The sequence below is a fragment of the Pseudomonas syringae group sp. 247E2 genome (assembly GCF_032587795.1).
In the GTDB taxonomy this organism is placed as follows: Bacteria; Pseudomonadota; Gammaproteobacteria; order Pseudomonadales; family Pseudomonadaceae; genus Aquipseudomonas; species Aquipseudomonas amygdali.
In genome coordinates, this window is sequence record NZ_JAWHPK010000011.1 from 141,556 (window position 1) to 163,940 (window position 22,385).

Annotated in this window: 26 protein-coding genes and 1 pseudogene; 25 read left to right on the top strand and 2 right to left on the bottom strand. The window is 53.2% G+C overall.

What is annotated here, in order from left to right; genetic code table 11:
• The first annotated feature begins 5 nt into the window (after positions 1–5).
• The 8 genes from RYC18_RS13730 to RYC18_RS13765 all read left to right on the top strand — a co-directional run bounded on the left by RYC18_RS13730 (position 6) and on the right by RYC18_RS13765 (position 5,483).
• Entirely contained in the window at positions 6–1,352 is a 1,347-nt protein-coding gene (locus RYC18_RS13730) for a voltage-gated chloride channel family protein (RefSeq protein ID WP_087677440.1), read from the top strand.
• Complete coding sequence (locus tag RYC18_RS13735; protein ID WP_087673444.1) at positions 1,349–1,714, top strand: hypothetical protein; 366 nt, start codon at positions 1,349–1,351, stop codon at positions 1,712–1,714. Before RYC18_RS13730 ends, RYC18_RS13735 begins: the two co-directional genes overlap by 4 nt.
• A gap of 80 nt (positions 1,715–1,794) precedes the next feature.
• Entirely contained in the window at positions 1,795–2,118 is a 324-nt protein-coding gene (locus tag RYC18_RS13740) for a DUF190 domain-containing protein (RefSeq protein WP_087673443.1), read from the top strand.
• A 42-nt stretch (positions 2,119–2,160) separates the two neighbouring features.
• A complete protein-coding gene (locus RYC18_RS13745) occupies positions 2,161–2,427 on the top strand; it encodes a hypothetical protein (RefSeq protein WP_057409479.1) in 267 nt (88 codons plus the stop codon).
• Positions 2,428–2,521: 94 nt separating this feature from the next.
• Positions 2,522–2,863 carry a hypothetical protein gene (locus RYC18_RS13750; RefSeq protein WP_003317535.1) on the top strand — a complete coding sequence of 114 codons (342 nt, stop codon included), beginning with the start codon at positions 2,522–2,524 and terminating at the stop codon, positions 2,861–2,863.
• A gap of 73 nt (positions 2,864–2,936) precedes the next feature.
• Entirely contained in the window at positions 2,937–4,220 is a 1,284-nt protein-coding gene (gene eno / locus RYC18_RS13755) for a phosphopyruvate hydratase (protein WP_087677438.1), read from the top strand.
• A 115-nt stretch (positions 4,221–4,335) separates the two neighbouring features.
• Complete coding sequence (gene ppa, locus RYC18_RS13760) at positions 4,336–4,881, top strand: inorganic diphosphatase (protein ID WP_010924789.1); 546 nt, start codon at positions 4,336–4,338, stop codon at positions 4,879–4,881.
• Positions 4,881–5,483 (top strand): uracil-DNA glycosylase, encoded by a 603-nt coding sequence (locus RYC18_RS13765; RefSeq protein WP_052739322.1) that lies wholly within the window; start codon positions 4,881–4,883, stop codon positions 5,481–5,483. Before ppa ends, RYC18_RS13765 begins: the two co-directional genes overlap by 1 nt.
• Before the next feature lie 8 nt (positions 5,484–5,491).
• On the opposite strand, the pseudogene RYC18_RS13770 reads toward RYC18_RS13765, so the two are convergent.
• Positions 5,492–6,660, bottom strand: a pseudogene (locus RYC18_RS13770) (TDT family transporter).
• 117 nt (positions 6,661–6,777) lie between these two features.
• Between RYC18_RS13770 and RYC18_RS13775 the strand changes: the two are divergent.
• From RYC18_RS13775 to RYC18_RS13790, 4 genes are all read left to right on the top strand, one after another.
• Positions 6,778–7,674, top strand: a complete 897-nt coding sequence (locus RYC18_RS13775; RefSeq protein ID WP_003317531.1) for a LysR family transcriptional regulator — start codon at positions 6,778–6,780, stop codon at positions 7,672–7,674.
• Positions 7,675–7,831: 157 nt separating this feature from the next.
• Positions 7,832–8,824 (top strand): beta-propeller fold lactonase family protein, encoded by a 993-nt coding sequence (locus tag RYC18_RS13780; RefSeq protein ID WP_003317529.1) that lies wholly within the window; start codon positions 7,832–7,834, stop codon positions 8,822–8,824.
• Between the two features lie 328 nt (positions 8,825–9,152).
• Positions 9,153–9,533, top strand: a complete 381-nt coding sequence (locus RYC18_RS13785; RefSeq protein ID WP_003317528.1) for a hypothetical protein — start codon at positions 9,153–9,155, stop codon at positions 9,531–9,533.
• Positions 9,534–10,012: 479 nt separating this feature from the next.
• Positions 10,013–10,219 (top strand): hypothetical protein, encoded by a 207-nt coding sequence (locus RYC18_RS13790; protein WP_074996485.1) that lies wholly within the window; start codon positions 10,013–10,015, stop codon positions 10,217–10,219.
• Between the two features lie 28 nt (positions 10,220–10,247).
• Here RYC18_RS13790 and RYC18_RS13795 read toward each other — a convergent pair whose 3' ends face one another.
• Positions 10,248–11,210: a tyrosine-type recombinase/integrase gene (locus RYC18_RS13795; RefSeq protein WP_029571625.1), complete on the bottom strand. Its 963-nt coding sequence runs from the start codon at positions 11,208–11,210 to the stop codon at positions 10,248–10,250.
• A gap of 266 nt (positions 11,211–11,476) precedes the next feature.
• Here RYC18_RS13795 and RYC18_RS13800 point away from each other — a divergent pair, with 266 nt between their 5' ends.
• The 13 genes from RYC18_RS13800 to RYC18_RS13860 all read left to right on the top strand — a co-directional run bounded on the left by RYC18_RS13800 (position 11,477) and on the right by RYC18_RS13860 (position 22,367).
• Complete coding sequence (locus RYC18_RS13800) at positions 11,477–11,971, top strand: hypothetical protein (RefSeq protein WP_003425067.1); 495 nt, start codon at positions 11,477–11,479, stop codon at positions 11,969–11,971.
• A 132-nt stretch (positions 11,972–12,103) separates the two neighbouring features.
• Positions 12,104–14,125: a DNA topoisomerase III gene (locus RYC18_RS13805; protein ID WP_003425069.1), complete on the top strand. Its 2,022-nt coding sequence runs from the start codon at positions 12,104–12,106 to the stop codon at positions 14,123–14,125.
• 819 nt (positions 14,126–14,944) lie between these two features.
• Positions 14,945–15,211, top strand: coding sequence for a hypothetical protein (locus tag RYC18_RS13810; RefSeq protein ID WP_017699420.1), 267 nt, complete (start codon positions 14,945–14,947; stop codon positions 15,209–15,211).
• A gap of 348 nt (positions 15,212–15,559) precedes the next feature.
• On the top strand, positions 15,560–16,108 hold the full coding sequence (locus tag RYC18_RS13815) for a regulator (protein WP_087677437.1): 549 nt from the start codon (positions 15,560–15,562) through the stop codon (positions 16,106–16,108).
• A gap of 307 nt (positions 16,109–16,415) precedes the next feature.
• Positions 16,416–16,658, top strand: a complete 243-nt coding sequence (locus RYC18_RS13820; protein WP_003317521.1) for a hypothetical protein — start codon at positions 16,416–16,418, stop codon at positions 16,656–16,658.
• A 304-nt stretch (positions 16,659–16,962) separates the two neighbouring features.
• On the top strand, positions 16,963–17,193 hold the full coding sequence (locus tag RYC18_RS13825) for a hypothetical protein (RefSeq protein WP_003425076.1): 231 nt from the start codon (positions 16,963–16,965) through the stop codon (positions 17,191–17,193).
• A 96-nt stretch (positions 17,194–17,289) separates the two neighbouring features.
• Positions 17,290–17,862 (top strand): STY4534 family ICE replication protein, encoded by a 573-nt coding sequence (locus RYC18_RS13830; protein WP_004409789.1) that lies wholly within the window; start codon positions 17,290–17,292, stop codon positions 17,860–17,862.
• A 70-nt stretch (positions 17,863–17,932) separates the two neighbouring features.
• A complete protein-coding gene (locus tag RYC18_RS13835) occupies positions 17,933–18,088 on the top strand; it encodes a hypothetical protein (protein WP_003317518.1) in 156 nt (51 codons plus the stop codon).
• 476 nt (positions 18,089–18,564) lie between these two features.
• Positions 18,565–18,900, top strand: a complete 336-nt coding sequence (locus RYC18_RS13840) for a hypothetical protein (protein WP_054991125.1) — start codon at positions 18,565–18,567, stop codon at positions 18,898–18,900.
• A gap of 95 nt (positions 18,901–18,995) precedes the next feature.
• Positions 18,996–19,607 (top strand): DUF3275 family protein, encoded by a 612-nt coding sequence (locus RYC18_RS13845; protein WP_003317516.1) that lies wholly within the window; start codon positions 18,996–18,998, stop codon positions 19,605–19,607.
• An 88-nt stretch (positions 19,608–19,695) separates the two neighbouring features.
• Positions 19,696–20,220 carry a hypothetical protein gene (locus RYC18_RS13850; protein ID WP_003425083.1) on the top strand — a complete coding sequence of 175 codons (525 nt, stop codon included), beginning with the start codon at positions 19,696–19,698 and terminating at the stop codon, positions 20,218–20,220.
• A 66-nt stretch (positions 20,221–20,286) separates the two neighbouring features.
• Positions 20,287–20,886, top strand: a complete 600-nt coding sequence (locus RYC18_RS13855) for a hypothetical protein (RefSeq protein ID WP_029573114.1) — start codon at positions 20,287–20,289, stop codon at positions 20,884–20,886.
• A gap of 29 nt (positions 20,887–20,915) precedes the next feature.
• Positions 20,916–22,367, top strand: a complete 1,452-nt coding sequence (locus RYC18_RS13860; protein ID WP_003425086.1) for a DUF6094 domain-containing protein — start codon at positions 20,916–20,918, stop codon at positions 22,365–22,367.
• Positions 22,368–22,385 lie beyond the last annotated feature (18 nt).

Below are 22,385 nucleotides of genomic sequence, written 5' to 3' on the forward strand. Positions count from 1 at the left end.
GCCAAATGTCTAAATTTCGACGACCTGAACAACTCGACTTACTTCCCTATATAGCGAAATGGCTTGCGCTTGCAGGTCTTGTAGCTCTTTTGGCAGGCTCTGCTTCTGCGTTATTCCTCCTTTCCTTGGATCATGCCACCCAGTGGCGAGAAACCCATCCTTTGGTGATCTGGCTCCTGCCAGTGGCTGGCTTTGCTGTGGGACTTGCATATCACTTGATAGGCAAACCCGTTGATGCCGGAAACAACCTGATCATCGATGAGATCCATGATCCTAAGAAGATCGTGCCTTTGCGCATGGTGCCGATGGTGCTGATTGGAACCGTGATTTCCCACCTTTTTGGTGCATCTGTGGGACGTGAGGGGACGGCGGTGCAAATGGGCGGTGCCCTTGCCGATCAACTGACGCATGTCTTCCGTCTGCGCCGCGAAGACCGTCGGGTGATTCTCATGGCCGGTATCAGTGCTGGCTTTGCGTCCGTCTTCGGCACCCCTCTTGCCGGGGCTTTATTCGGACTTGAAGTATTGGCCATTGGACGTATGCGTTACGACGCGCTTTTCCCTTGCGTGGTTGCGGCAATCGTTGCTGACCAGGTGGGGCAAGCCTGGGGCGTGGTTCACACGCATTACGTCATTGGCGAAGTGGTTCCGGTGCAGCTGTGGAGCGTCATGGCTGTGGTGGCAGCTGGGATTGTCTTTGGCCTTACCGGCCTGCTATTCGCGACTGCGACCCACAAGCTCGGAGCCTCCGTTAAGCGGCTTATCACCTATTCACCATTAAGACCCTTCGCCGGCGGCCTGCTGATCGCAGTCGCAGTGTGGGCGCTCGGTAGTAACCATTACATCGACGTTGATAAGTACATCGGGCTAGGCATTCCGAGCATCGTCCAATCCTTTCAAATGCCAATGGCCCCTTGGGACTGGCTTGGAAAGATGGTGTTCACCGTTGTCTCCCTGGGGACTGGATTCAAGGGCGGCGAAGTCACACCGCTGTTTTACATCGGTGCCACCTTGGGGAATGCGCTGGCTCCCCTCTTGCACCTTCCCTTCGGCATGCTGGCTGGTATCGGCTTTGTCGCCGTCTTTGCCGGTGCAGCTAATACGCCACTGGCAACCATCGTTATGGCCATGGAGCTCTTCGGGCCCGAAATTGCTCCGCTTGCAGCCATTGCCTGTATCGCAAGTTACCTCGTATCCGGACACACCGGGATCTATCACGCCCAGCGCGTCGCCCACAGCAAGCATCACCGTCCTCTTCCGGAGGAAATCCGGCTCTCTGATATCAAGCAATTTCATGCTCAAAGTGAATCCGCCAGCGAGCGGAAAGTGACTCTTGCGGGGGAAGAGAAATGATTGAACATCACCAAGATCGCCTGAGAGCTTTGCAACTCTATTTTCCTGGCGCTAGCCGGGCTCGCGTGACCAGCTTCTGGCACCACCTAAGCGCACCTGCACTAGCCCAGCACCTCCTTAAAGTTGCTCAAAAAGCAAAAATTGAGCAGGTCATGCTCAAGACGATTTCTGCAGGTTATTTGCCAGGCTATCGCATCTCCCATCATCACCCGGAGCTTGGCGATATGCGTCATCCCCAGTGTCTGGAATTGCTGGATACAGAGGACAAGCTGCGCGCATTCCTGCGCGACCACGCTGACGAGTTACGCAAAGTGCGAGCAGTTCTTCTCTTATGTGAGTTACCGCTCACTGACGCGTCGTAATTCAGTTTGAAAACAGCTCGGAAATGAAGAGGTAAGGCCGACCGAAGCGTCGGTCACTCGCGACATTAGAGGATGTAGCTATGAACGGCTTTCAACTGACGTTTTTCACCGAACAGAGTACCAACTACCAGCACCTTCCACTGGGAGAGTGGTTGGTCGAGTTCGCAAAGCGAGAGGGCGCGCTGGGTGCGACGTTGGTAAGCGGTACAGAGGGGCTAGATCATTTGGGGCGTTTGCATACCGCACATTTCCTCAGCGGTGCCGATCATCCCGTCACGGTGACGATATCCACTGATGAAATTGGGTGCGACAGGTTGCTGGAGGCCTTGGCCAAGGAGTCGTTTTCACTGAGCTATATCAAATTGCCCATCGAATACGGTCGAGTGGGCCAGGCGAAAAACTAAAAAACGCACCTTGTTGGACAACCAATAAAAAGGATAAGCGCCATGTACCGAGTTTATAACCTACGTCCACAGCCAGCACCTGCTAACTGGGCTCGTGACAACAAGCCGCTTCTCGTAGGACTGGTTTTCTGGTCACTTTTTCTGGCCGGCATCGCAGGCAGTCAAAAGGTCTCGAGCGAGGGGTGGTACATAGTCACCTCGCTCGAAGGCGCATTGGTCACGCTGCGTATGCCCAGTGAGAAGTCCTGCAAGGCCGACGTAGCCCAGACCTGCGTACCGGGCTACGAGCTGAGAGCACAGCAACATTGAGCGCGATGGCGGTTGGCAATCCAAAGATGAGATCGCGAAATGGAGCTCACCGACGTCGGCTCATCAAAATCATTTTAGAGAATTGGGAGACCACATGAGCGCAGTGACGCTGAGCATCGTATTCGGGCTTGTGATGGGCAGGTTTTTCACAGGATCCGTCTATGAGTTCGCCGCGCTTTTCATCGTAAGCGTTGGAGTGTCCTTGCTGACCTTTCATCTGCTAAATCAAAGGCGCGTCAGGCTACAAGCCCAGACGGCGTATTGCTGCTCTGTAATGGTTGCTTCAAACCAAATGATGGAGCTTTTCCAGATGGCAAAAAGAGGGCAGTTCATGCCCTTGGTGGGAGAGATTCCTGAACTAATTATTGGAGGCTTCTTGGTTCCCGCAATTGCGGTGTCGGCAGTGCAGCTGTTCAGGATACTCATGGAGAGCTGACGTCCGACATAGAGGCCTATCAACGGTTTCACATCGTTAATGACGTTCCCGAATCGTTACTTGGAGAAGATCTATGAAAACGCAAATCCAGGCCATTCATGCACGTGAAATTCTCGATTCACGCGGCAACCCTACCGTTGAAGTCGACGTCACCTTGGAGTGCGGCGCCATGGGCCGGGCTTCAGTACCGTCCGGTGCCTCTACAGGCGCTCACGAAGCAGTTGAGTTGCGTGACAAAGATACACAGCGGTACTCCGGCAAGGGAGTGTTAAAGGCCGTTAGCAATGTGAATACCGAAATACTTGAGTCTCTGAGGGGCATGAATGCGATTGACCAGGAACAAATTGATCATTTTATGATTAAGCTGGATGGAACCTCTGATAAATCCAGGCTTGGAGGAAACGCGATCTTGGGCGTGAGCCTCGCCGTTGCCAGAGCGGCGGCTTCTGCGCTGAACTTGCCCTTGTTCCAATATCTGGGCGGCGAGCAAGCAGCAAGAATGCCCGTCCCGATGTTCAATATTCTCAATGGCGGTGTTCACGCCAACTGGCAAGGCCCTGACTTTCAGGAATTCATGATTGCACCTACAGGGGCTGGCAGTTTCAAGGAAGCCTTTCGTTGGGGCGCTGAGGTGTACCACGAGCTGAAAGTGGTGCTTAAGGACGCCGGCTACTCAACTGCGGTCGGAGATGAAGGCGGCTTTGCTCCGACGCTCAAGAAAAACTCAGATGCCATTGAGCTGATCCTCAAGGCAATTGAAAGGGCCGGTTACGCCCCTGGATCTCAGATCGAGATCGCTATCGATCCAGCATCCAGCGGTTTCTATGAAAACGGTCTTTACCATCTGCGTTCGGAAGGTCGTAAGGTCGATGCCCAAGAGCTGATTAGCCTCTATTCCTCCTGGGTCGACAAGTACCCGATTGCGGTACTGGAAGATGGCCTCGCGGAAGACGATTGGGCGGGCTGGAAGCTATTGAATACTGCGCTGGGTGACCGGATCGAGTTGGTTGGAGATGACCTGTTTGTCACCAACGTCGAACGGATCCAGCGAGGCATCACAGAAAACGTCGCCAATGCCGTACTGATCAAACCCAATCAAATCGGAACCCTGACTGAGACCAAGGCCGCCATCGTAATGGCCTATGGGGCAAATTGGGGGGCGATGGTTTCTCATCGTAGCGGGGAGACGGTGGACAGCTCCATCGCTGATCTGACTGTCGCGATGGGGACTGGCCATCTCAAGACAGGAGCTCCATGCCGGGGGGAGCGGGTCGAGAAATACAATCAGTTTCTGCGAATAGAAGAGCATCTTGGCAGCCGTGCGTTTTATGCAGGACATGATGCATTCGTGCGCTGACGGCCTATCGCCGGTAAACCTGTTGGACTGGTTACCGTAAAAAAACGAACCACGTATAGCTGTTGGCAAAAACGTCAGTGGCATTGGCCTTTCCTAGACGCTTGGAGATATGAGCATGAGCTACACGGATATTCCAGCTGGTAACGCGATCCCCGATGACTTCTTCACCGTTATCGAGATTCCTGCAAACCACTCGCCGATCAAGTACGAGGTGGACAAGCCAAGTGGACAGATCTTCGTTGATCGCTTCCTCAGCACGCCGATGTTCTACCCGGCTAACTACGGGTTCATTCCAAATACCTTGAGCGATGACGGCGATCCTTTGGACGTCCTCGTGATTTGCCCTTACCCGGTATCACCTGGCGTTGTCATCCGCAGTCGCCCAGTAGGTGTGATGTACATGACGGACGAAGCTGGTGCGGATGCCAAGGTAATCGCAGTGCCTCATGAAAAACTCAGCTCTATGTACAGCAATGTAAAGGAATGCTCTGACCTCCCTGCGTTACTCCTCGCACAGATTCAGCACTTCTTCGAAAACTACAAAGCGTTAGAGCCGGGTAAGTGGGTGAAAATGGGCCGCTGGGGGAGCGCAGACGAAGCGCGGGAAGATATTCGTAAATCGGTAGCGGCCTATAACCTGAAGAAGGAGGCTTGCAAGTAGTGTTACTCAATCAGAAGAGCGCAGAGCAGGAAATTTCTCTGAAGGTAAGAGAAGACTTTTTGCTGCTGCCGAAAACTGCTGAATTGACGCGCTGGGTAATGGCCCAGTCCACGGGCGGAAGAACTTTACCGTATTTCGATCCACTGGATGGCGGCGTCTTCGCAAGGGTATTGATCTTGTTGGAATCGCCCGCTCGAACGGTCAGTCTTCCACGGTATGTCTCAAGAGACAATCCGGGGCCTGCACAACGCAACCTGAAAGGTTTCATTGAGCAGGTTGGACTGGCACGTCACAAAACCGTCCTTTGGAATTTGTACCCTTGGTTACCAGATCTCGATAAGCCCAAGGGTCCGCTCCGCAGAGCGCAAATTGAGGAAGGTATCGAGATGCTGATCACGCTACTGACGCTTTTCCCTGATCTCGTCACTATCGTGTTTGCCGGACGTGTTGCCCAGAAAGCCATACCGCGTGTTCGGCTCGCCTTCCCTAATTTTTCATTGCTGGAAATGCCACACCCAAGTCCCCTTTCTGTTTGCACTCACCCGAATGTTAGGCAGCGCATTTTGTCCACACTGCGTCACGCCAAACAGTCGATCAAGTAGCCAAAGGCTCAGGTTTTGCTCGCCTTGTTCAGCGAGTGGATACACGGCGAGACGAACAAGTTGCCGCGATAGGCACCAGCCAGGGTTTTAGCCGCGACGATCATCCACATGACAGTCAGCATCAACACCAGCACCACGCCAAAGAAGCTAAAGAACGTGAGGTGCAGCATAGAGCCCAATTTGAGGGTTGTTACGGCGTACACTCCCAGCGGAAAGGTGAAGCCCCACCAGCCGAGGTTGAAGGGAATGCCCTCCCTGAAGTAGCGCCCGGTAATTAGCAGCGCCAATACCATCCACCACAATCCCAGCCCCCAGAACAGCACACCACCGATCAAGCCAATGCCCTCGGCTACGCCGCCGATGCTTGCCATTCCATGAGCAGCAAAGATTGCTGGAGCATCGTTGCCCAGCAGCAACATCCCCAAAGCCCCGGTACCGATCGGCCCTAAAGACAGCCAGCTCGATGCTGCCATGCTTTCATGAGGTAGTTTGTGCAGCGCCATGCGCAGTAACAGGATCACCAGTATGCTCAAGGCGACGGGCACCGAGTAGGCCCACAGCACGTAGCTGGTGATGAGCATGGTGAACTGTGCGCTCGCATCAGCGAGGTGCGGAGCCAATAGACCGCCACTGGCGGCAGCCACCTCAGCCGCAACTACTGGCAGCAGCCATACCGCTGTCATCTGATCAATGCTGTGCTGCTGGCGAGTAAACATCATATACGGGATCAGCACCCCGCAGGCCAATGCCATGGTGACATCGATCCACCACAACACTTCCGCTAAAGCGACTACCCCCCCCCCCAGCGTGGCAAACCATAAAGGAGAAAACCGTTGATGATGGTCGCCAATCCCATGGGGATAGTTCCAAAAAACATCGATACAGTGGAGTGGCCGAAGATCTGTTTGGCCTCGTCGAAGAACAATACCCAACGGCTCGCGTACATCAGCGTAAACAGGCAAAACAGCACGATATTAAAAAACCACAAGGCTTCCCCTAACGCTTTGGGCCACTGCGCAACAAAGGGCAGTTGGCCCAGAGCCAGCGCCAGAATCCCGGTGCCCATCGTGGCGGCGAACCAGTTGGGTGTGAACTGCCGGATCGCTTCTCGTGGATTGGACAAAGCCGCCAGTGGATGGCTGCCGCCCATTATAGCTGCGAGTCGTGTCTCACTCATTTTCGCGCTCCCGCTTCAGTGTGCCTTCAATATGACATGGTTGAAGTATAGCTTGATGGGAATAGCGGTAAAAACGGATAGTATAGGTTTATATGACCTATAAAGAAGGTAGATTACATGAAGCTAAGCCTACGCCAGCTACAAATTTTCTGCGCCGTCGCGCAGCACGGTAGCACCACCAGCGCCGCCATTTCGGTGTCACTGTCCCAATCTGCAACCAGCGCCGCACTGAACGAGTTGGAAAGCGCCTTGGATACCAGGCTGTTCGACCGTGTAGGCAAGCGTTTAGTGCTGAACGATAACGGCCATGCCTTACTGCCTCAAGCCAGAAGGATGCTTGAGAATGCACAACAGATAGAGGCCAGTTTCTTACCCGGCCATGCCGGGCTGAAGACACGCTTGCGGGTAGGATGCAGTACCACGATAGGCAATTATGTTCTGCCATTGATTCTCGGTGAGCTACGTCAATCAACACCACATTTGAGGGTCGATGTCGACATGGCCAACAGCATGGCTATCGCAAGAAGAGTCGCTGATTTCGAGATTGATATGGGCCTGATCGAGGGGCCTTGCCACCTGCCCGAACTCAGTGCCGAGCCTTGGCTAATTGATGAGTTGCTTATTGCCGCAGGCCAACGGCACCCCTTGGCACTAAAGCAGCAGGTCACACTTGATGATCTTCGTACCGCTGAATGGCTACTGCGCGAGCCAGGTTCTGGTACCCGTGAAGAAGTCGAACAATTGCTGCTGCGTCATTTGCACGATCTCGCCGAAACGCGCCAGATCGGCAGTTCAGAGGCCATCAAGCATACCCTCGCACAAGGCATCGGCATCAGTTGCCTGTCCCGCTGGGTCGTTCGGGATCTACTGGCCTCTGAAGTCTTGGTTGAACTGCCGCACGCGTTGCCTGCACTGACCCGACGTTTTTTTCTGATCCGTCACCGGGACAAATACATCTCGCCTGGGCTTGAGCGATTCTGGGAAAAATGCAGTCAATTCGTGAGCCAGGAGTAGCTAGACCTATTTATAAAACAGGTAAGAGCTACCAAAACAAGTTGTTTGCGGAATTTATCAACGACGCATAAAGTCAACTCATTGCCCTGCAGCGATGAACGAGTTGTATATGCCAAGGCGCGACTGGGTGCCTTGCTTACCCTATGAGGAAATTCTGATGAATGTGATAAAGAAAACCGTCACAGCCCTGACGTTGGGTGTTGCGTTGGCCGCATCGATGAGCGCGTGGGCCGCGCAAGATCGCTGGACGTTTGACGGCGATATTCACAACAACTCGCTGGCCGTCAGCCCTGATGAAACGACGGCGGTGGTCTCTTACAGTCAGCGTCCAGATGTAGTGGTTTATGATTTGAAAACCGGTAAGGTTCGCCAGGTTCTCACCGGCTACGTCACGCCGCGAAATATTGTGTTTTCGCCAACTGGCGATGTGTTCTACCTCTCCGACAGCAGTTTGGGGGTCGTGCGCAAGATTGACACCAAGACTTTAAAAGTGATCGCAGATATTCCGTTGGGCGCAGGTGCTTTTGGTACCACACTCAGCAAGGACGGAAGCCTGCTCTACGTCAACAATGAAGCGGCCAGCACGCTGTCGGTCATTGACCTTGATCACCAGCGGCCAGTAGCTGTGGTACCTGGCTTCTCCCAACCGCGCCAGGGCATCCGAGTAAGTCCTGACGGCAAAACCGTCTATGTCACCAACTTTCTTGGGGACAAAATTACCTTGGTCGACAGCAAGACCAATACGATTGAAGGTGAGATCACTGGCTTCAACAAGTTGCGCGCCATCTCCATATCGGCGGACGGCAATACGCTGTACGCGGCTAACAGCGGCAGTAACAGCATCGCAGTTGTCGACACTCAAAAACGCGCCATCACAACCACCGTCATTGTTGGCAAAGACCCCTACGGCGCAGCCCTCACTCCAGACGGGCTGCACGTCTACTCGGGTAACCTCGGTGACAACAGCCTTTCAGTGATCGACACCAAAACGCTGAAAGTGACCACCACTGTGACCGGTTTGAAGGCACCCCGCCAGGCCATTGTCTTCACCAAAGACAAGTCGAAGGCGTATGTCCTCAATGAGGACTTGAGTATCTCCACAGTCGATCTCGCCAGCAACAAGGTGGTGTCGACGCTCAAGGCCGACTGATTGAACAGCGCAGGCCTTCATGGGGGCCTGCTGATACTCCACGACCAAGTGAATAATAATGAGTGAAAATGATGAGTCCTGGATGATGGATCGCCGTCGCTCATTGAGATGAGCCAATGATGCTTGACCGTGAGCGTCGCTTTGCTCAATTGAGGAAGGCACAGGGTCCGGGGGGGGGAGAGCCCAGCATTCCAGCAAAAAATGATATCGGGACGTTTTTTCTATGGAGTCGAATTAACCTGTTTGTGGCTCGTCTATTGTCTGATCGCTTGCCGTTTCAGAGGCAGGTGGGTCTTCTAAAAATTAAAAATGACCAAAGGAAATACATATGTTCAAAAAGATGATTCTCACCGTCGCTGTTGCCGCCAGCTGCATGTCGGGTTTGGCGCTCGCCGATGCGCCAGTCAAGCTTGCTGAAACGGACAAGGGAAAAGTACTCGTAGACGCAAAAGGTATGACTCTTTATACCTTCGGTAAGGACACCTCGGGCAAGTCGGTCTGCAATGGGCCATGCGCTTCAAACTGGCCACCTCTACCGGTATCCGCAGACGCGAAAGCGGGTCATGATTACTCTGTCATCACTCGAGACGATGGCACAAAACAATGGGCATACAAAGGCATGCCACTTTACAGCTGGGTCAAAGATACCAAGCCAGGGGATACAACCGGTGACGGCGTCAACCAAGTCTGGCACGTTGCCAAGCCGTAACGTCAAATAATTAATAGGCTGGCTTACGCCACTGGCTTTGTCAGTGGCGCAAACCAGAAGAATACACACCTGATATTTTCGCCAACATACAGCCGCCGCGCCTCATAAATCTTTGATGGATCATTTCAACGAAAAATGGGGCCGAGGTACGGTACACCTTGGACGTATTCCCGTAACGCCAGCCTGAGGATTTCGTTTGGCCGGGAGTCTGTGACGATGCGCATGGTGGTTCCATCCAGCCGCTAGTGGACCGATATTCTGAGGCAACGCCAATTAGAACGGTAGGGCATCGTAAATATGCGGGCGAAGGTCTGCTTATGGCCGAAAGCTGCCGTTAATAAGCCGACCAACAGGCGTCGCTTTATTGGTTGGTGCGCATGGCTTACAACTCAAACAAGGGTATGGTTTTGGGCGTATCAAACCGGCCCGCACAGCGCTACCTTCAGCATCTAACAAACGTACGCTGAGGAGTCGAAACAGTGGAGACTGAACGAGGTGTTGAGGAATGGAACGGTCGATGGTCGATCGTTGCCGGACGTGCTGTATGCACTGGCTGCATGGAAAGCCAAGCGCTGGAAGACAGCGAAAGCCCCTTTCTACATGCCGACACCTGTCCAGCCAGCGATGTGGAAGGTCATCATCCATGGGCAGCGTTGCACCACATCCTCGGCAGTGCGCGTGGGTGAGCTGCCGCTTAGGCCTCGATCACTTCAATTAATACTTCACTTTATAGGTGGGTGAATCCTCCGGCCGGTTCTCCCGCCGATCGTAGATCTTGGTCGTGCTGATGTTGGCATGACCCAGCCAGGCCTGGACCTTGGCGATATCGGCTTCATGCTCCAAGGCGTTGGTGGCTGCCGTTGCTCGGAGTCCATGAACCCCAAGGCCGTCGACCTCAATCCCGGCCTTTTTCGCGTAGGCCGTGACGACGGCATAGATGCCGTTTGCCGTGATACCGGCGCCGGTCAATTTACCTCGCAGCGGCATGAACAGTGGCACCTTCCGTTCGGCCAGATGATGCTCTGAGTTTTCCAGGTACTGATGAATACGCCCGGCTGCGATCGGGTGCAACGGGAGGTATCGCACCTTGCCGCCCTTGCCGTGAACCTTCAGATGCTGAATACCGCGGCGCTCCTGAATGTCGCTCACCTGCAGCAGCGCCGCTTCTTCGCGGCGTAGCCCGTGATAAAGAAGAACAGCCAATAGCGCCCGGTCGCGTTGCCCTTTGAGCGTCGTTTCATCCGGGGCTTCGAGCAGCGCTTTGGCCTGGTGATCGCCCAATGCCGGAGTCTTGCCTTCGTTGCTTTCAATCTTCGGCCGTTTTACTCCGTGCACGGGATTGCCGCCGGCGATTGCATTGCTTTCCAGGAGATGATCAAAAAGGCTGGCCAGCGCGGCCAATTTGCGCCGGATCGTCGCTCCCGCTAAGCCGCGATGTTCTAGCTGGGCACGCCAGGCCAGAACGTGCGATCGGGTCACCACACGAAACTCATCGGCCGAAGCCAAACCGACAAATCCGCAGAAGTCTTCTAAGTCATTTTGGTAGGCGCGTCGTGTGCGAGGGTTGTCGAGGTTGGCAAACCACTCGACTGCGGCCGGCACCCGGGCCAGTGTCTGAAATTCGACTGACGTCAGCCTGCGCTGATCGTTCTGGGCGGTTTTCGTCAGTTCATGCATATCTATCTCTCTGTTGGCACAGCTACGATCACTGATGGTCATCCCAGTCACCAAAGCAACGCGCTAAGCTATCGGCGTACGCAGATCGGATAAACGGCAATAATTGGTGATAACGTATTTTATCACCCTAAATTAGCTTTCGCTTGGATCGGAGGTTCTCTCGAAGCGCACCTCCTACCGATCATCAAAAGTGCAGAGTCATCAGGCTTGCTATCAGGAATCTCACTGCTATTATCAAATCGCCACTATCAAAAGGAATTGCGTCAATGACTGGACCAAGAGTTTACGTTATCCAATATGATGAAAAGAACGAGTACCCCTATGGATTTGTTTCAGTTCCAGATTGGGAGATGAAGCTTCCAGAAAAGATTCAGGACGAGGATGCACTTCGCATTCAATATGTAGTTGAATATAATAAAGATGGGGACGCAGAACTTTACAAAGTTACAGGATGGGACCGGAGGATAGTAAACCGATCGCAAGGAAAGATGATTGACTGGACTCTGAGAATAGGGGGGACAGTTGGATTATCCAAGGAGCAGGTAAATTACTTGTTGGATACTTACCGTCCAGGTACGGAACTGACATCTTCTCAAGTGACAGACTTTGACGCCTTTCTAAATAGATCTCGTAAACCTCCAGAGGTCTTCGACCTAGACGGAGTTTTAAGGAAGGCAATGTCGTTGGAGGATGCAAAGCTTGCGGTTTCGAAATTCTACCATGTTAGACCTGAGCAGGTTCAAATCAACATCATAGGATAAATGACGGCATTCGGTGGACGCGTGAGGCGCTTCAGATAACCCTGTTGGACCAGTATAGGGTTTTCTAAGGCGCATAACTTCTCAAGCAGGCAATGTTTCTCCTTTGAGTAAAACGACCTCATCGGAGTCCTTATGCGTTTGTATCTGTGCGAGAAGCCCAGCCAGGGTAAAGACATCGCCGCCGTACTCGGGGCCAAGACACGAGGTGACGGCTGCATCAAGGGCAATGGTGTGGCCGTGACCTGGGGAATTGGGCACTTGCTGGAAACGGCTCCACCGGATGCCTATGGCGATCACCTGAAAAACTGGAGCCTGGATACACTTCCAATCCTGCCTGTTGAATGGAAAGTGCTCGTAAAGCCGAAAACCTCCAGTCAGTTCAAGATCGTCAAGCAGCTTCTCAAGCAGGCTACCGAGCTCGTCATTGCGACAGACGCTGACCGCGAGGGGGAGATGATCGCGCGCGAACTGATCGAGTATTGTGGGTACCGAGGACCGATTCAGAGGCTATGGCTGTCTGCGCTCAATGAAGCATCCATCCGCCAAGCGCTCAACACCGTCAAGCAAGGCTCAGAAACCTACCCGTTGTACCTCTCGGCGCTCGCTCGCTCCAGAGCGGACTGGCTCATCGGTATGAATTTTTCGCGGCTATTCACCCTGCTCGGCCGACAGGCCGGGTACACCGGTGTGCTCTCCGTGGGCCGTGTCCAAACACCGACCCTTCGCCTGGTGGTCGACCGCGACCGGGATATCTCGAACTTCATACCCAAACCGTTCTGGAGTGTCGAGGTTCAGCTCTGGACGGCAGGACAATCGTTCTTGGCGAAATGGGTCGCCGATGAGTACGTGGTAGATGAGGAAGGCCGTTGCCTTGATCAAGCTGCTGCAGCTGCTGCACTGGCCGCGCTGAAAAGTAGTCAGGCTGCCTCAACAGTTTCTGTTGATACAAAGCGTGGCAAGGATCCAGCTCCGCTCCCGTTCGATCTGAGCACCCTGCAGGAGGTGTGCTCTGCAAAGTTTGGGATGGGTGTGCAAGAGACGCTGGACGTAGCACAGTCACTTTACGAAACTCACAAGGCGACGACCTACCCAAGGACCGATTGCGGGTACCTGCCGGAGAGCATGTTTGACGAAGTGCCGATGGTCCTCGATGCTCTGAATCGAACGGATCCATCCATCGGCAAAACGCTGCAACTGATCGACCCGGAGCAACGTTCCCGGGCATGGAATGACAAAAAAATCACTGGTCCCCACCACGGGATAATCCCCACGCTTGAACCTGCAAACCTTTCAGCAATGTCTGAGAAGGAACGCAAGGTCTATGAATTGATCCGCGCCCACTTCCTTGCGCAGTTCCTGCCTACCCATGAGTACGACCGGACCGTGGCCACCTTCGAATGCAATGCCGTTCTACTGCAAGCAGTGGGCAAGCGAATCGTGGTCCCAGGCTGGAAGGTTCTTTTTTCTGCATCGTCCGAAGAAGAGGCTGATGACAGTGGCGGCCGCTCTCAGATCCTGCCAGTGCTGCAAATTGGCACTCGGTGTGACGTTCAGGACCTGCATCTCAAATCGCTGAAAACTGAGCCGCCCAAGGCTTACACCGAAGGTACATTGATCAAAGCGATGAAAACCATTGCCAAGCTGGTGAAGGATCCACGACTGGCTCAAAAGCTCAAGGAAACCACCGGTATTGGTACTGAAGCAACTCGCGCAGGCACGATTCAGGGCTTGATAGACCGAGGGTCACTCATCAAGAAAGGTAGCGCGCTGCGAGCAACTGAAGCAGCATTCTCGCTAATTGATGCGGTCCCTCCTGCTGTGGCCGATCCCGGCACAACTGCGATATGGGAGCAAGCGCTTACGATGATCGAGCAAGGCACCTTGACGCTCGATGATTTTATCGCCAGACAATCGAGCTGGATCACCAGGCTCGTCGAACAATACAAAGGCACCACCTTGTCGATCAAAGTGCCCGAAGGTCCCAAGTGCCCTTTGTGCAGTGCGAAAACCTCGCAGCGTAAAGGATCCTCAGGCGTTTTCTGGGCGTGTTCCCGCTACCCCGAATGCAAAGGTACGGTGAACATTGGTACAGGGAAGAAAAAATCACCTGGCAAGTCAGCCAAGCCCCGAGCCGCTACTGTCAAGAGCAGCTGAGAGGCTGGTGATAGCGGGGTTACAAATGATGTGCCACAATGGGGCTACTACCAGTTCCACCCCGCTGGTCACTGACGGTCATCAGTGACACCCTGGAGAAGTCGGCCTTGCCTTCATTCTCCTCCCCCAAAGTACGCAAAGCATCGGGAGGGGCGTACAGATCTTGTTGTGAATTCTCCCTGTGTCTCCCTGTTCAGTAGCAGACACGCAGCCGTCTAACTCGTGAAAGCGGGTTCATAGGCACACAGAGTTCACAGAAGGTTCGATGCATAGTCGTCTCAGGGCCGCACTGGTGTTGCGGTCCACTTTTTTTTAAAAACGCTTCCGACTCTCTCGGCAGGTAACCTGGTCATCTCGCAACGCTGGATGACCAGGTTACCTTCCGAGGTAGCCACTTTTCGCTGCCGGCGCCCACCGGTGAAAAAACGGGTTCCCTTTGTGCGCGAATGCGTGCCTTTTGATAACTGGCCCAAGCCACGACAACGGGCCGGGTGATGTCGATGTAGCAATGCGTGCGATCAATGCCCAGGGATCCTCGCTGAGCTAGCGCTCACAGGTGGCAAACTTTACAAGTTGTTGCAAAGTACACATCGGCTGAGAGCTAGCGTCTTCAATGAGATAGCTCTCAGCACGATTCCCATTGAGTCAGCGTTAGAACAACATTGTTTCTCCAGCCAGATAAAGCGTCTGTTCGCGTGAAATTCCTTTAACAGGTTGTTCTTTCGCGTGAATAAAACAAGCTCTAATTACGCCTCGCTTTTGCGGGGCTGAGTCAGTAAGGAACGCTGTATTTTGCGTTCATCAATATTAGGAATTAACATGAGTGTGCTGAAGGGAGTGCTTGACTGGATGATCACTAAACTTGCGTCTAAGCAATCTCCAGTAAGACCAGAAACAGTTGAGAACCAAGCGGCTCAGGCAGCCTTAGAACTCGCTGCGATTCTGAGAGTAGGGGGAGCCTTGGAGCATGATGAGATCCCAATGATCACACGTCGACTGCAGTCCGTGATTGATGCGACAAATGCCGTGGTTGCTGCCTGCGAACCAAGTCAAGCAGAAGGAAGATACTGTCGTAGAGAGCTCTGACACAAGCATCTCACGCTGGTCGTGGCCAAACCCGACAGCTCGTGCTTGACAAGCCTTCAAAGAATTCACATTCTCAAGACATGTACCGCTGACGTTGTCAGCAACATGCCCGGGTAGTCAGGATCTCACGACTACGATGCGTCCCACGCATTGATCCCGCCCAAAGTTCGCAAAGCTTCCGGAGGCGCGAACGATCGGTATTGGTTACCGATGGATGCATATTTCACATCGCCCGCAACGCTGCACTCGGCTTGGCTGAGTCATGTCATACAACTCACCTGCCCTCGGGGAATACTTTCCCTTAGGGACAAGTTTCTCCGTTTTCTACTATTTGAACGGAGACTGACCATGTCGAATCACACGGCTATGCACTCAGCATCTCAGAATGTTGAAATCACGAAACGCGTTGATATGCTTTATGGCGAGGCATGCCGTCAATTTCCGACATACGAAACGATGGTCTTTGAGCATTTCTGCTCTCAGATGATTGAGACTTTCGGCGATGACGAACTGGCGCTTGAAGCAGCAGATGCGTTTACCTATGCACGCTTGGACTATGATTATCTTTCCCCGTCAGAAATCAAGGCGGCAAGGGAAATTAATCGAAGCCATGGAATCTGCAGTCACGGTCTTACTGAAGACACCTGCCCATGCGGTTGTTTTGAGTTCACTGGGCCAGAGGTTTATGAGCACTATGGACCTGAAGATTGTGACCTTACTGATGCTGAAGTCTTTGAAATAAGTGATCCAGCCCTCGCGATGAGTGATGAGGAATGGGAGCTTATGAATGAACAATGGCGTCAACAAGAAATGTTATACGCAAGCAAACCTATCCGTAACCTCCTCAAAACTTTGTGGATTAAGGCGTTGGAGTTATCAACTATTCGTCGAAGGTAGTCTGGATCTCACGACTACGATGCGTTCTACGCATTGATCCAACCTAAAGTTCGCAAAGCTTCCGGAGGCGCGAACGATCGGTGTTTCAAACGCCGATGGATGCACATTAAACGCGTCACTCACCCAGCGGGGAATCACTCCCCTCTCGGGCGGTGTTCTCCGCAATTTTCCCTGGAGAAACATCATGAGTACAGCAAGCTTTCGTTTTGGCGTTATGGTTGGTACAGCATTGCGTGAATGCATCCGTGCAGTCACTCATAAGCCTAATCCTGAACCAGTGCAAGTCGCACCACAGCAAGTCAGGACAATGCCTGAACCTGTGATGTCCAACGAACAGTGGGAACAATACCGCCTGCCGGCATTGGCTCGATGCAAACACGTCGATCTTGCTGGCTGGTATGATCACCACATGCAAGAAATTCAAGCCAAACCCGTAAAGAAACCCCGGAAATCTCGCGCATCGAAGGCGCTTGAAACATCCCAAAAGCAGGATGCTGAACCACCAGTCAAGGCCCCTGTGATGGGTCCTTTGGACCAGCTCATTGCCTAATACTCCCCACCCTTGGCAAGCCCCTCATGTATTGAGGGGCTTTTTTCATTTGGAGGGTTGACAAACGAATCGCCCTTAAAGGATTCTAAAGCCATGTACCGCTGACGTTGTCAGCAACATGCCCGAGGTAGTCTGGATTTCATGACTACGATGCGTTTTTCGCATTAATCCAACCCCCAGTTCGCAAAGCATTCGGAAGCGCGAACGGTTGATCAGTTTATCTGGTTGATGGATGCACAATGATTCTCTCACCCCATCGGGACCTTTCCCGTAGGGTTGGTCTCGTGCCCAGCAGGAGACCTTCATGAAAAGCAGTATTGCGCTGTACCAAGCATTGATTTCAATCGATGTTCCGGAAGACCGCGCCGCTGCAGTCGTCGATGCTCTGGAGTCGGATATGCAAACGCAACTCGCGACAAAAGCCGACATCGACACTCTCGAGTCTAGACTCGAACTGAAACTCACCATTCGTATGGCCGTCATGCTGACTGCTGCTGTAGGCGTTATGCTTACTGCGTTCAGATTCATGCATTGATTGTCGTAAAATTTCGCTTTACCACCCATGCGGGGAATACCTTCCCCTTGGGCGAAGTGTATCTCCGCTTTGAACACTCAAAACTGGAGATACATCATGAGCAATTCTACCAACGAAACCAAATACTTCGACCTGCACACCGTCGGCATTGGCTATCTCAACCGCATTCGTGAAGTGAAGCCTCGTAAGGGCGCTCCTTTCATGGCTGTGACAGTAGCTGCCCTCAAAGGCACATCTGAGAAACCTGAGTACGCCTACATTGACTGCAACGTGGTTGGTGCTGAAGCTGACAAGCTGATTCGCCGTTGCCAGGAAGCTGTTGCTGCCGAGAAGAAGGTTCTTGTCTCTTTCCGGATCGGCGATATCTGGGCTGATGTTTTTACTTACAGCAGTGGTGCTAAGCAGGGCCAAGCAGGTGTCAGCCTCAAAGGCCGTCTCTTGTACCTTGCCTGGATCAAAGTTGAAGGTGAATACGTCTATCAGGCTCCGCAGAAAGAAGAAGCACCTGCCTCTTCTGAAAGTTCAGAGTCCGAAGCTACCCCAGTCGTTCAATCCGAGGCGTCTGCCTCCAGCGAACCAACTGATGTGGCTACTCCAGCTGCTACTCCCCCTAAGCCAACACGAGCAAAACCAGCTCGCGCAGGACGAGGAGAGAAACAAGCCGCTTGATAGATTTTTTACAACCTCAAGGCGCCCTGCAGGCGCCTTTTCTTTTCTCCACATAGTAGGTAACGACTTCATGAAATTCGCTATCGCTACACTCGTGCTTACAGTGCTAAGCATATTTTTTCTGGAATTTGGACAACAGCTCTCCGCTCAACTACTGACACAGATCGGCGCAGGAGGACTGGTCGCCACTTTTCTTGCAATGACAGGTATGGTGATCACTTCTTGACACTAAACCTTCTACTTTACCCTTAAGGCCCCCACCCTTAAGGGTCCGGGGCCCTTATATTGGAGCTCCTATGGACAGTAATACTAATAGACTTACCTTGCGACTTGAGCTCGCTTTGCTGATCTCAAAAGCACACACTCAAGATAGTATCTATCAACAGGTTTTGAACAAAGATACGCCTCCAGATCGCTTTTCCAGTTTGTATTGGGAGGATGTCCTGGACAAGCTCGAAGACTTGGCCCTATTGGACCACGTTGAGAATTTCACACCGGACCACAGCTCGTATATTGAAGATGCTGCAATCCTCAGGTCTTACTGGACTCTTCGGGAATGGTGCGGGATAGATATATATCCTGATAGCCCATCCGCTGTAACAGAAAGACTCTAACCAAACGTTCTCAAGAACGAAAACCAACCTGACCGGGTAATTCACCACCCGGTCGGGCCAGGTGGTTACCCGCACCTGGAGAACTACTATGTCCACCGCCATAAACCACTTGCCATCCACTTTGCTGAAATTGCCAGTTGTGCTGACGCCTTCCGCATGGAATGAATCTGTTCACCTGGAAGCCCCATCACATATTGCAGAAGTCGGCACTCGCCTAGGCGAAGTCGTACTCGAAGCGTATCGTGAACTCCACCTGCAACCCGATGAAACCCAGATAGACTTCGGTATCTATCGTTTCCCACCTAACGGTGACCGCTCAGGGCGTGAATGGCTGGAGCTAAAACTCCATCGCATTGATGCAGTACACGGTAATTCGTACCTGTGTATTTCGCTGAGGGATGAAAAGCCGCTCTATCTTTGCTGACCCAGTTAGCAACCTGCAACCACGAACAAGCCCGAATATTCGGGCTTTTTTTCGGGCTCCCATATTAGTGGCCTGCCCGATAATCCGGAGTAGTCATGATCAACCTGCCCGGCTATTTGGCCATACGCACCATCAGCGGTCGCAACGGCGCTTTCAACGTTGGGCGACTTTCGACGTCCATCGGTGAGTTCGTTATCAAGGACGCGCTGCTGGACCAGTACCACGAGGGCAAATATCGAGGTGATTTTGTTATCACCGAAATTCGTCCCTCCTACTACACAAACGGCGGCAGATTAGTGGTAGAAGTCCGCGCCAGGCTGGACAGCATGTCTTTGGACGATGTGGCCAACCTGAGCGCAGACGAGGCTGAGAGGCTGTCCAACAACGAAACTGACCCACTCGACGAAGAAGCCTCGGGAGGCTCGTCGTCAACCAAACCTCGCCCGACTATTCAAACAACTCCGAGAAGATCAGTTTCTGCTGGCAGTGACGCACCGTTCGGGATGTCGAGATCCGAGCCTGAGAAACAGGTCACCGCACATGAGGCTGATGCAGAGCTGTTCGGCACGATCTGGCCGATTGGACGTTCAGTCAAGCTGGACACAACTGTAGACCGTAAGCGTCTGCGGCAACAATGTGTTCGCCTTGGCGAGCTCGGGTATGAGCTTGACTTCAAGCTGCAGATTTGGAATCTCAGCACTTATTGACCTTGCTCAGAACTGAGCGTTTTCTACTTTTACATCCCCTGAGGGCTCCCTCATGGGTGCTCCTCATTACTAACTGAAGGAGCATCACATGCATCCGCTTTTCATAAATATCAAGAAAGCGATCCTGGATATCATTGAGGATCAACTCACCAACAACGAAGAAGCGCCTGACTCTGAAATCTGGAACATTCTGGTCGACGAACTTGACTTGACCGTAGAACAGGCAGACGCGGCCATAGCAATGCGACCGCGCTTCCGATGCGAGATATTCATTGCTGGGCAAAGCCCGTTGTATCAAACAAACACCGTAACCTTCGATCCGCTTGAGAAAAAACTCGTGGCTGCTGAGCCTTTGAGTTTCGATCAGATCCTAGAGATATACACGATGCTGCTGAAGAGTCGACCGGGTTACCGACTCAAACTGGGGGCTCACTGGGCAGCCGGTTTGAATTCAGAGGGTGAGCTGTATTGCACCCATCTAAACCCATGCGACAAAAACGTCATGTTTGAAGTTTACGACTTCGACCGCGATGCGTTCGTTGATGGTCGCTGGCAGTACGAGACAGAAGAACAAACTCGGGCGGCAATCGATAAACCCGAATTTATCCGCTAAACACATTGAATCCCGAGGGGCATCACCGCCCCTCAGGGCGGTTCCCCTCGTGTTTTGGAGGACCTAATGCCGAACCGCACTCAACTCTTTCACATCGAAGAATGCCCGGATCTGTACGTCGACGCGTGCGTCTGTGACGAGCAGCGAAACCTGATATTTCTATCAGCCTGGGGCCGCGACACGGCCATGCAGGAGTTTCTGGCCAGACTCACACTCGGTACCACCGAGAACGGCCTGGACCAGTTCCACATCGTCATGAATGACCAACGCATCCCGGTGTTCCCTAATACGGATCTGTTGGAAAAACGCACCACTCGCCAGCTTCGCGGAACGCTCTTCGGCAGCCTGCTGCACTTATGGCTGTTCGATCAGCGTTGCTCGCAGCCGGATAGAGCAAACCATTCTGCTTACGCGCTCATCAATCAAGCCCAAGACCCGTTCGATAGGTTGTGGCCGCTGATCGTAGACACTTGCCCTCTTCCGTTCCTTCCACATTGGCGTGAGCCGGTGATGGAGGTCCTTACTGCGCACAACATGTTGCACCCGCTACCGGGAGCTATTGGCTCGGTGACAGCCTGGCGTTTGTCGCTGCAGCTGGACGTGCTCGAAAAAGCTCTCGGCGAACTCATTCGCGCAGGGAAGCTCACCACTGAAGTTACGGCGTAGTTCACGCCCACCAGTCCAAGGAGCCAACCATGGCTTTGATGTTCTCACGGCTTGCCCGTAATTTTGCACGCAACGGCTATTACCCGACTGACGAACTGACTCTGGAGCGCACTCTGCAGGCATTGTTGCCGGCGACCTCGGGACGGATGCGGATTCTTGATCCGTGCTCGGGAGAAGGAGTGGCTTTGGCTGAGGTCGCACACCGGCTGGAGCGAGACCGAACAGAGACGTATGCGGTTGAGTACGACAAAGAGCGCGCTGATCACTCGAAAACGTTGCTGGACCGAGTGCTGCAGGGTGACTTGATGGACACCATGATCTCTCGACAGTCCTTCGGACTGCTCTGGCTCAACCCTCCTTACGGGGATCTGGTCGCTGATCACTCTGGCGCTTCACAGTACCAGGGTAGCGGCCGCAAAAGGCTGGAGAAGGCATTTTACCAACGGTCACTGCCGTTGCTTCAGTACGGAGGGGTGATGGTATTCATCGTTCCTCACTACGTGCTGGACGACGAGCTGTGTGGCTGGCTCACCAATCACTTTACCGGGCTGCGGATCTGCGCCGCGGTAGACCGGACGTTCAAACAGGTCGTGATATTCGGAATCAGGGTACGGCGTCAGGATCTGGCAAGATCCCGGGAACTGGCGGCGATGCGTGAGTATCTGCGGGCAATCGGATCCGGGGAAGAAGCTGCTGATCTGCTACCGGCCACTTGGCCATGGGAGCAATACGCTGTCCTACCGATCGCTAATGACCTGGAACACTTCTACCGAATCACTCTTGAACGCGAGCAATTCAGTGAAGAGGTTCTTCGTCTGAGAGGCCTATGGCCTGATTTTACGCTGCACTTTGGCCAGACTGGCGCTCAACCGCGGGCCCCGGTGAAGGCACTTTCACGGTGGCACTTGGCACTGGCACTCGCTGCTGGAGCCATAACTGGTGTAGTGACCTCTCGTTCCGGGCGTGTCCTGGTGCTCAAGGGCGACACTTACAAGGATAAGGTTCCCAAGACCGAATTCACTGAGGACGAGGACGGCAACGTGTTTGAGACACGGATCTTGACTGATCGTTTTGTGCCCAGGATTCGGGCATGGGATATGACGCCAGGCTCATCCTATCTAGGGTACGCACTGACCATCAGCTCGGATGCGACAACACCAGCTACACACGAAACCACCTCAAACACTGCTGCAAGTAGTCAGAACGCTTCAATTGAACTGGGCCGTGTGATGGTCACGCACAGCGTTCAAAGTCTGCTTCAAAATAGCTCTCTCGACGTGAGGCAGTACCTGCGGCGTCACGCGACGGGCGATTGGGGCGAGATTTCGAACGACGACTGGGACAGCAACCAGCAAGCACTGAGTGCTGATGGCCGATTGTTTTCCGGGTATGACATCGACGCAGAGGATGAGACCAGACTCTGGATCATTACCGAGTCTGATCGCTCAGCAACAACAGTCATGTTGCCATCTGACTACTAAGAAACTTTACCAACACCT

Excerpts from the sequence above, each read along its gene's own strand:
- RYC18_RS13730 (WP_087677440.1), top strand. The coding sequence starts at position 6 with ATGTCTAAATTTCGACGACCTGAACAACTCGACTTACTTCCCTATATA.
- RYC18_RS13735 (WP_087673444.1), top strand. The coding sequence starts at position 1,349 with ATGATTGAACATCACCAAGATCGCCTGAGAGCTTTGCAACTCTATTTT.
- RYC18_RS13740 (WP_087673443.1), top strand. The coding sequence starts at position 1,795 with ATGAACGGCTTTCAACTGACGTTTTTCACCGAACAGAGTACCAACTAC.
- RYC18_RS13745 (WP_057409479.1), top strand. The coding sequence starts at position 2,161 with ATGTACCGAGTTTATAACCTACGTCCACAGCCAGCACCTGCTAACTGG.
- RYC18_RS13750 (WP_003317535.1), top strand. The coding sequence starts at position 2,522 with ATGAGCGCAGTGACGCTGAGCATCGTATTCGGGCTTGTGATGGGCAGG.
- eno (WP_087677438.1), top strand. The coding sequence starts at position 2,937 with ATGAAAACGCAAATCCAGGCCATTCATGCACGTGAAATTCTCGATTCA.
- ppa (WP_010924789.1), top strand. The coding sequence starts at position 4,336 with ATGAGCTACACGGATATTCCAGCTGGTAACGCGATCCCCGATGACTTC.
- RYC18_RS13775 (WP_003317531.1), top strand. The coding sequence starts at position 6,778 with ATGAAGCTAAGCCTACGCCAGCTACAAATTTTCTGCGCCGTCGCGCAG.
- RYC18_RS13780 (WP_003317529.1), top strand. The coding sequence starts at position 7,832 with ATGAATGTGATAAAGAAAACCGTCACAGCCCTGACGTTGGGTGTTGCG.
- RYC18_RS13785 (WP_003317528.1), top strand. The coding sequence starts at position 9,153 with ATGTTCAAAAAGATGATTCTCACCGTCGCTGTTGCCGCCAGCTGCATG.
- RYC18_RS13795 (WP_029571625.1), bottom strand. The coding sequence starts at position 11,210 with ATGCATGAACTGACGAAAACCGCCCAGAACGATCAGCGCAGGCTGACG.
- RYC18_RS13800 (WP_003425067.1), top strand. The coding sequence starts at position 11,477 with ATGACTGGACCAAGAGTTTACGTTATCCAATATGATGAAAAGAACGAG.
- RYC18_RS13805 (WP_003425069.1), top strand. The coding sequence starts at position 12,104 with ATGCGTTTGTATCTGTGCGAGAAGCCCAGCCAGGGTAAAGACATCGCC.
- RYC18_RS13810 (WP_017699420.1), top strand. The coding sequence starts at position 14,945 with ATGAGTGTGCTGAAGGGAGTGCTTGACTGGATGATCACTAAACTTGCG.
- RYC18_RS13815 (WP_087677437.1), top strand. The coding sequence starts at position 15,560 with ATGTCGAATCACACGGCTATGCACTCAGCATCTCAGAATGTTGAAATC.
- RYC18_RS13820 (WP_003317521.1), top strand. The coding sequence starts at position 16,416 with ATGCCTGAACCTGTGATGTCCAACGAACAGTGGGAACAATACCGCCTG.
- RYC18_RS13825 (WP_003425076.1), top strand. The coding sequence starts at position 16,963 with ATGAAAAGCAGTATTGCGCTGTACCAAGCATTGATTTCAATCGATGTT.
- RYC18_RS13830 (WP_004409789.1), top strand. The coding sequence starts at position 17,290 with ATGAGCAATTCTACCAACGAAACCAAATACTTCGACCTGCACACCGTC.
- RYC18_RS13835 (WP_003317518.1), top strand. The coding sequence starts at position 17,933 with ATGAAATTCGCTATCGCTACACTCGTGCTTACAGTGCTAAGCATATTT.
- RYC18_RS13840 (WP_054991125.1), top strand. The coding sequence starts at position 18,565 with ATGTCCACCGCCATAAACCACTTGCCATCCACTTTGCTGAAATTGCCA.
- RYC18_RS13845 (WP_003317516.1), top strand. The coding sequence starts at position 18,996 with ATGATCAACCTGCCCGGCTATTTGGCCATACGCACCATCAGCGGTCGC.
- RYC18_RS13850 (WP_003425083.1), top strand. The coding sequence starts at position 19,696 with ATGCATCCGCTTTTCATAAATATCAAGAAAGCGATCCTGGATATCATT.
- RYC18_RS13855 (WP_029573114.1), top strand. The coding sequence starts at position 20,287 with ATGCCGAACCGCACTCAACTCTTTCACATCGAAGAATGCCCGGATCTG.
- RYC18_RS13860 (WP_003425086.1), top strand. The coding sequence starts at position 20,916 with ATGGCTTTGATGTTCTCACGGCTTGCCCGTAATTTTGCACGCAACGGC.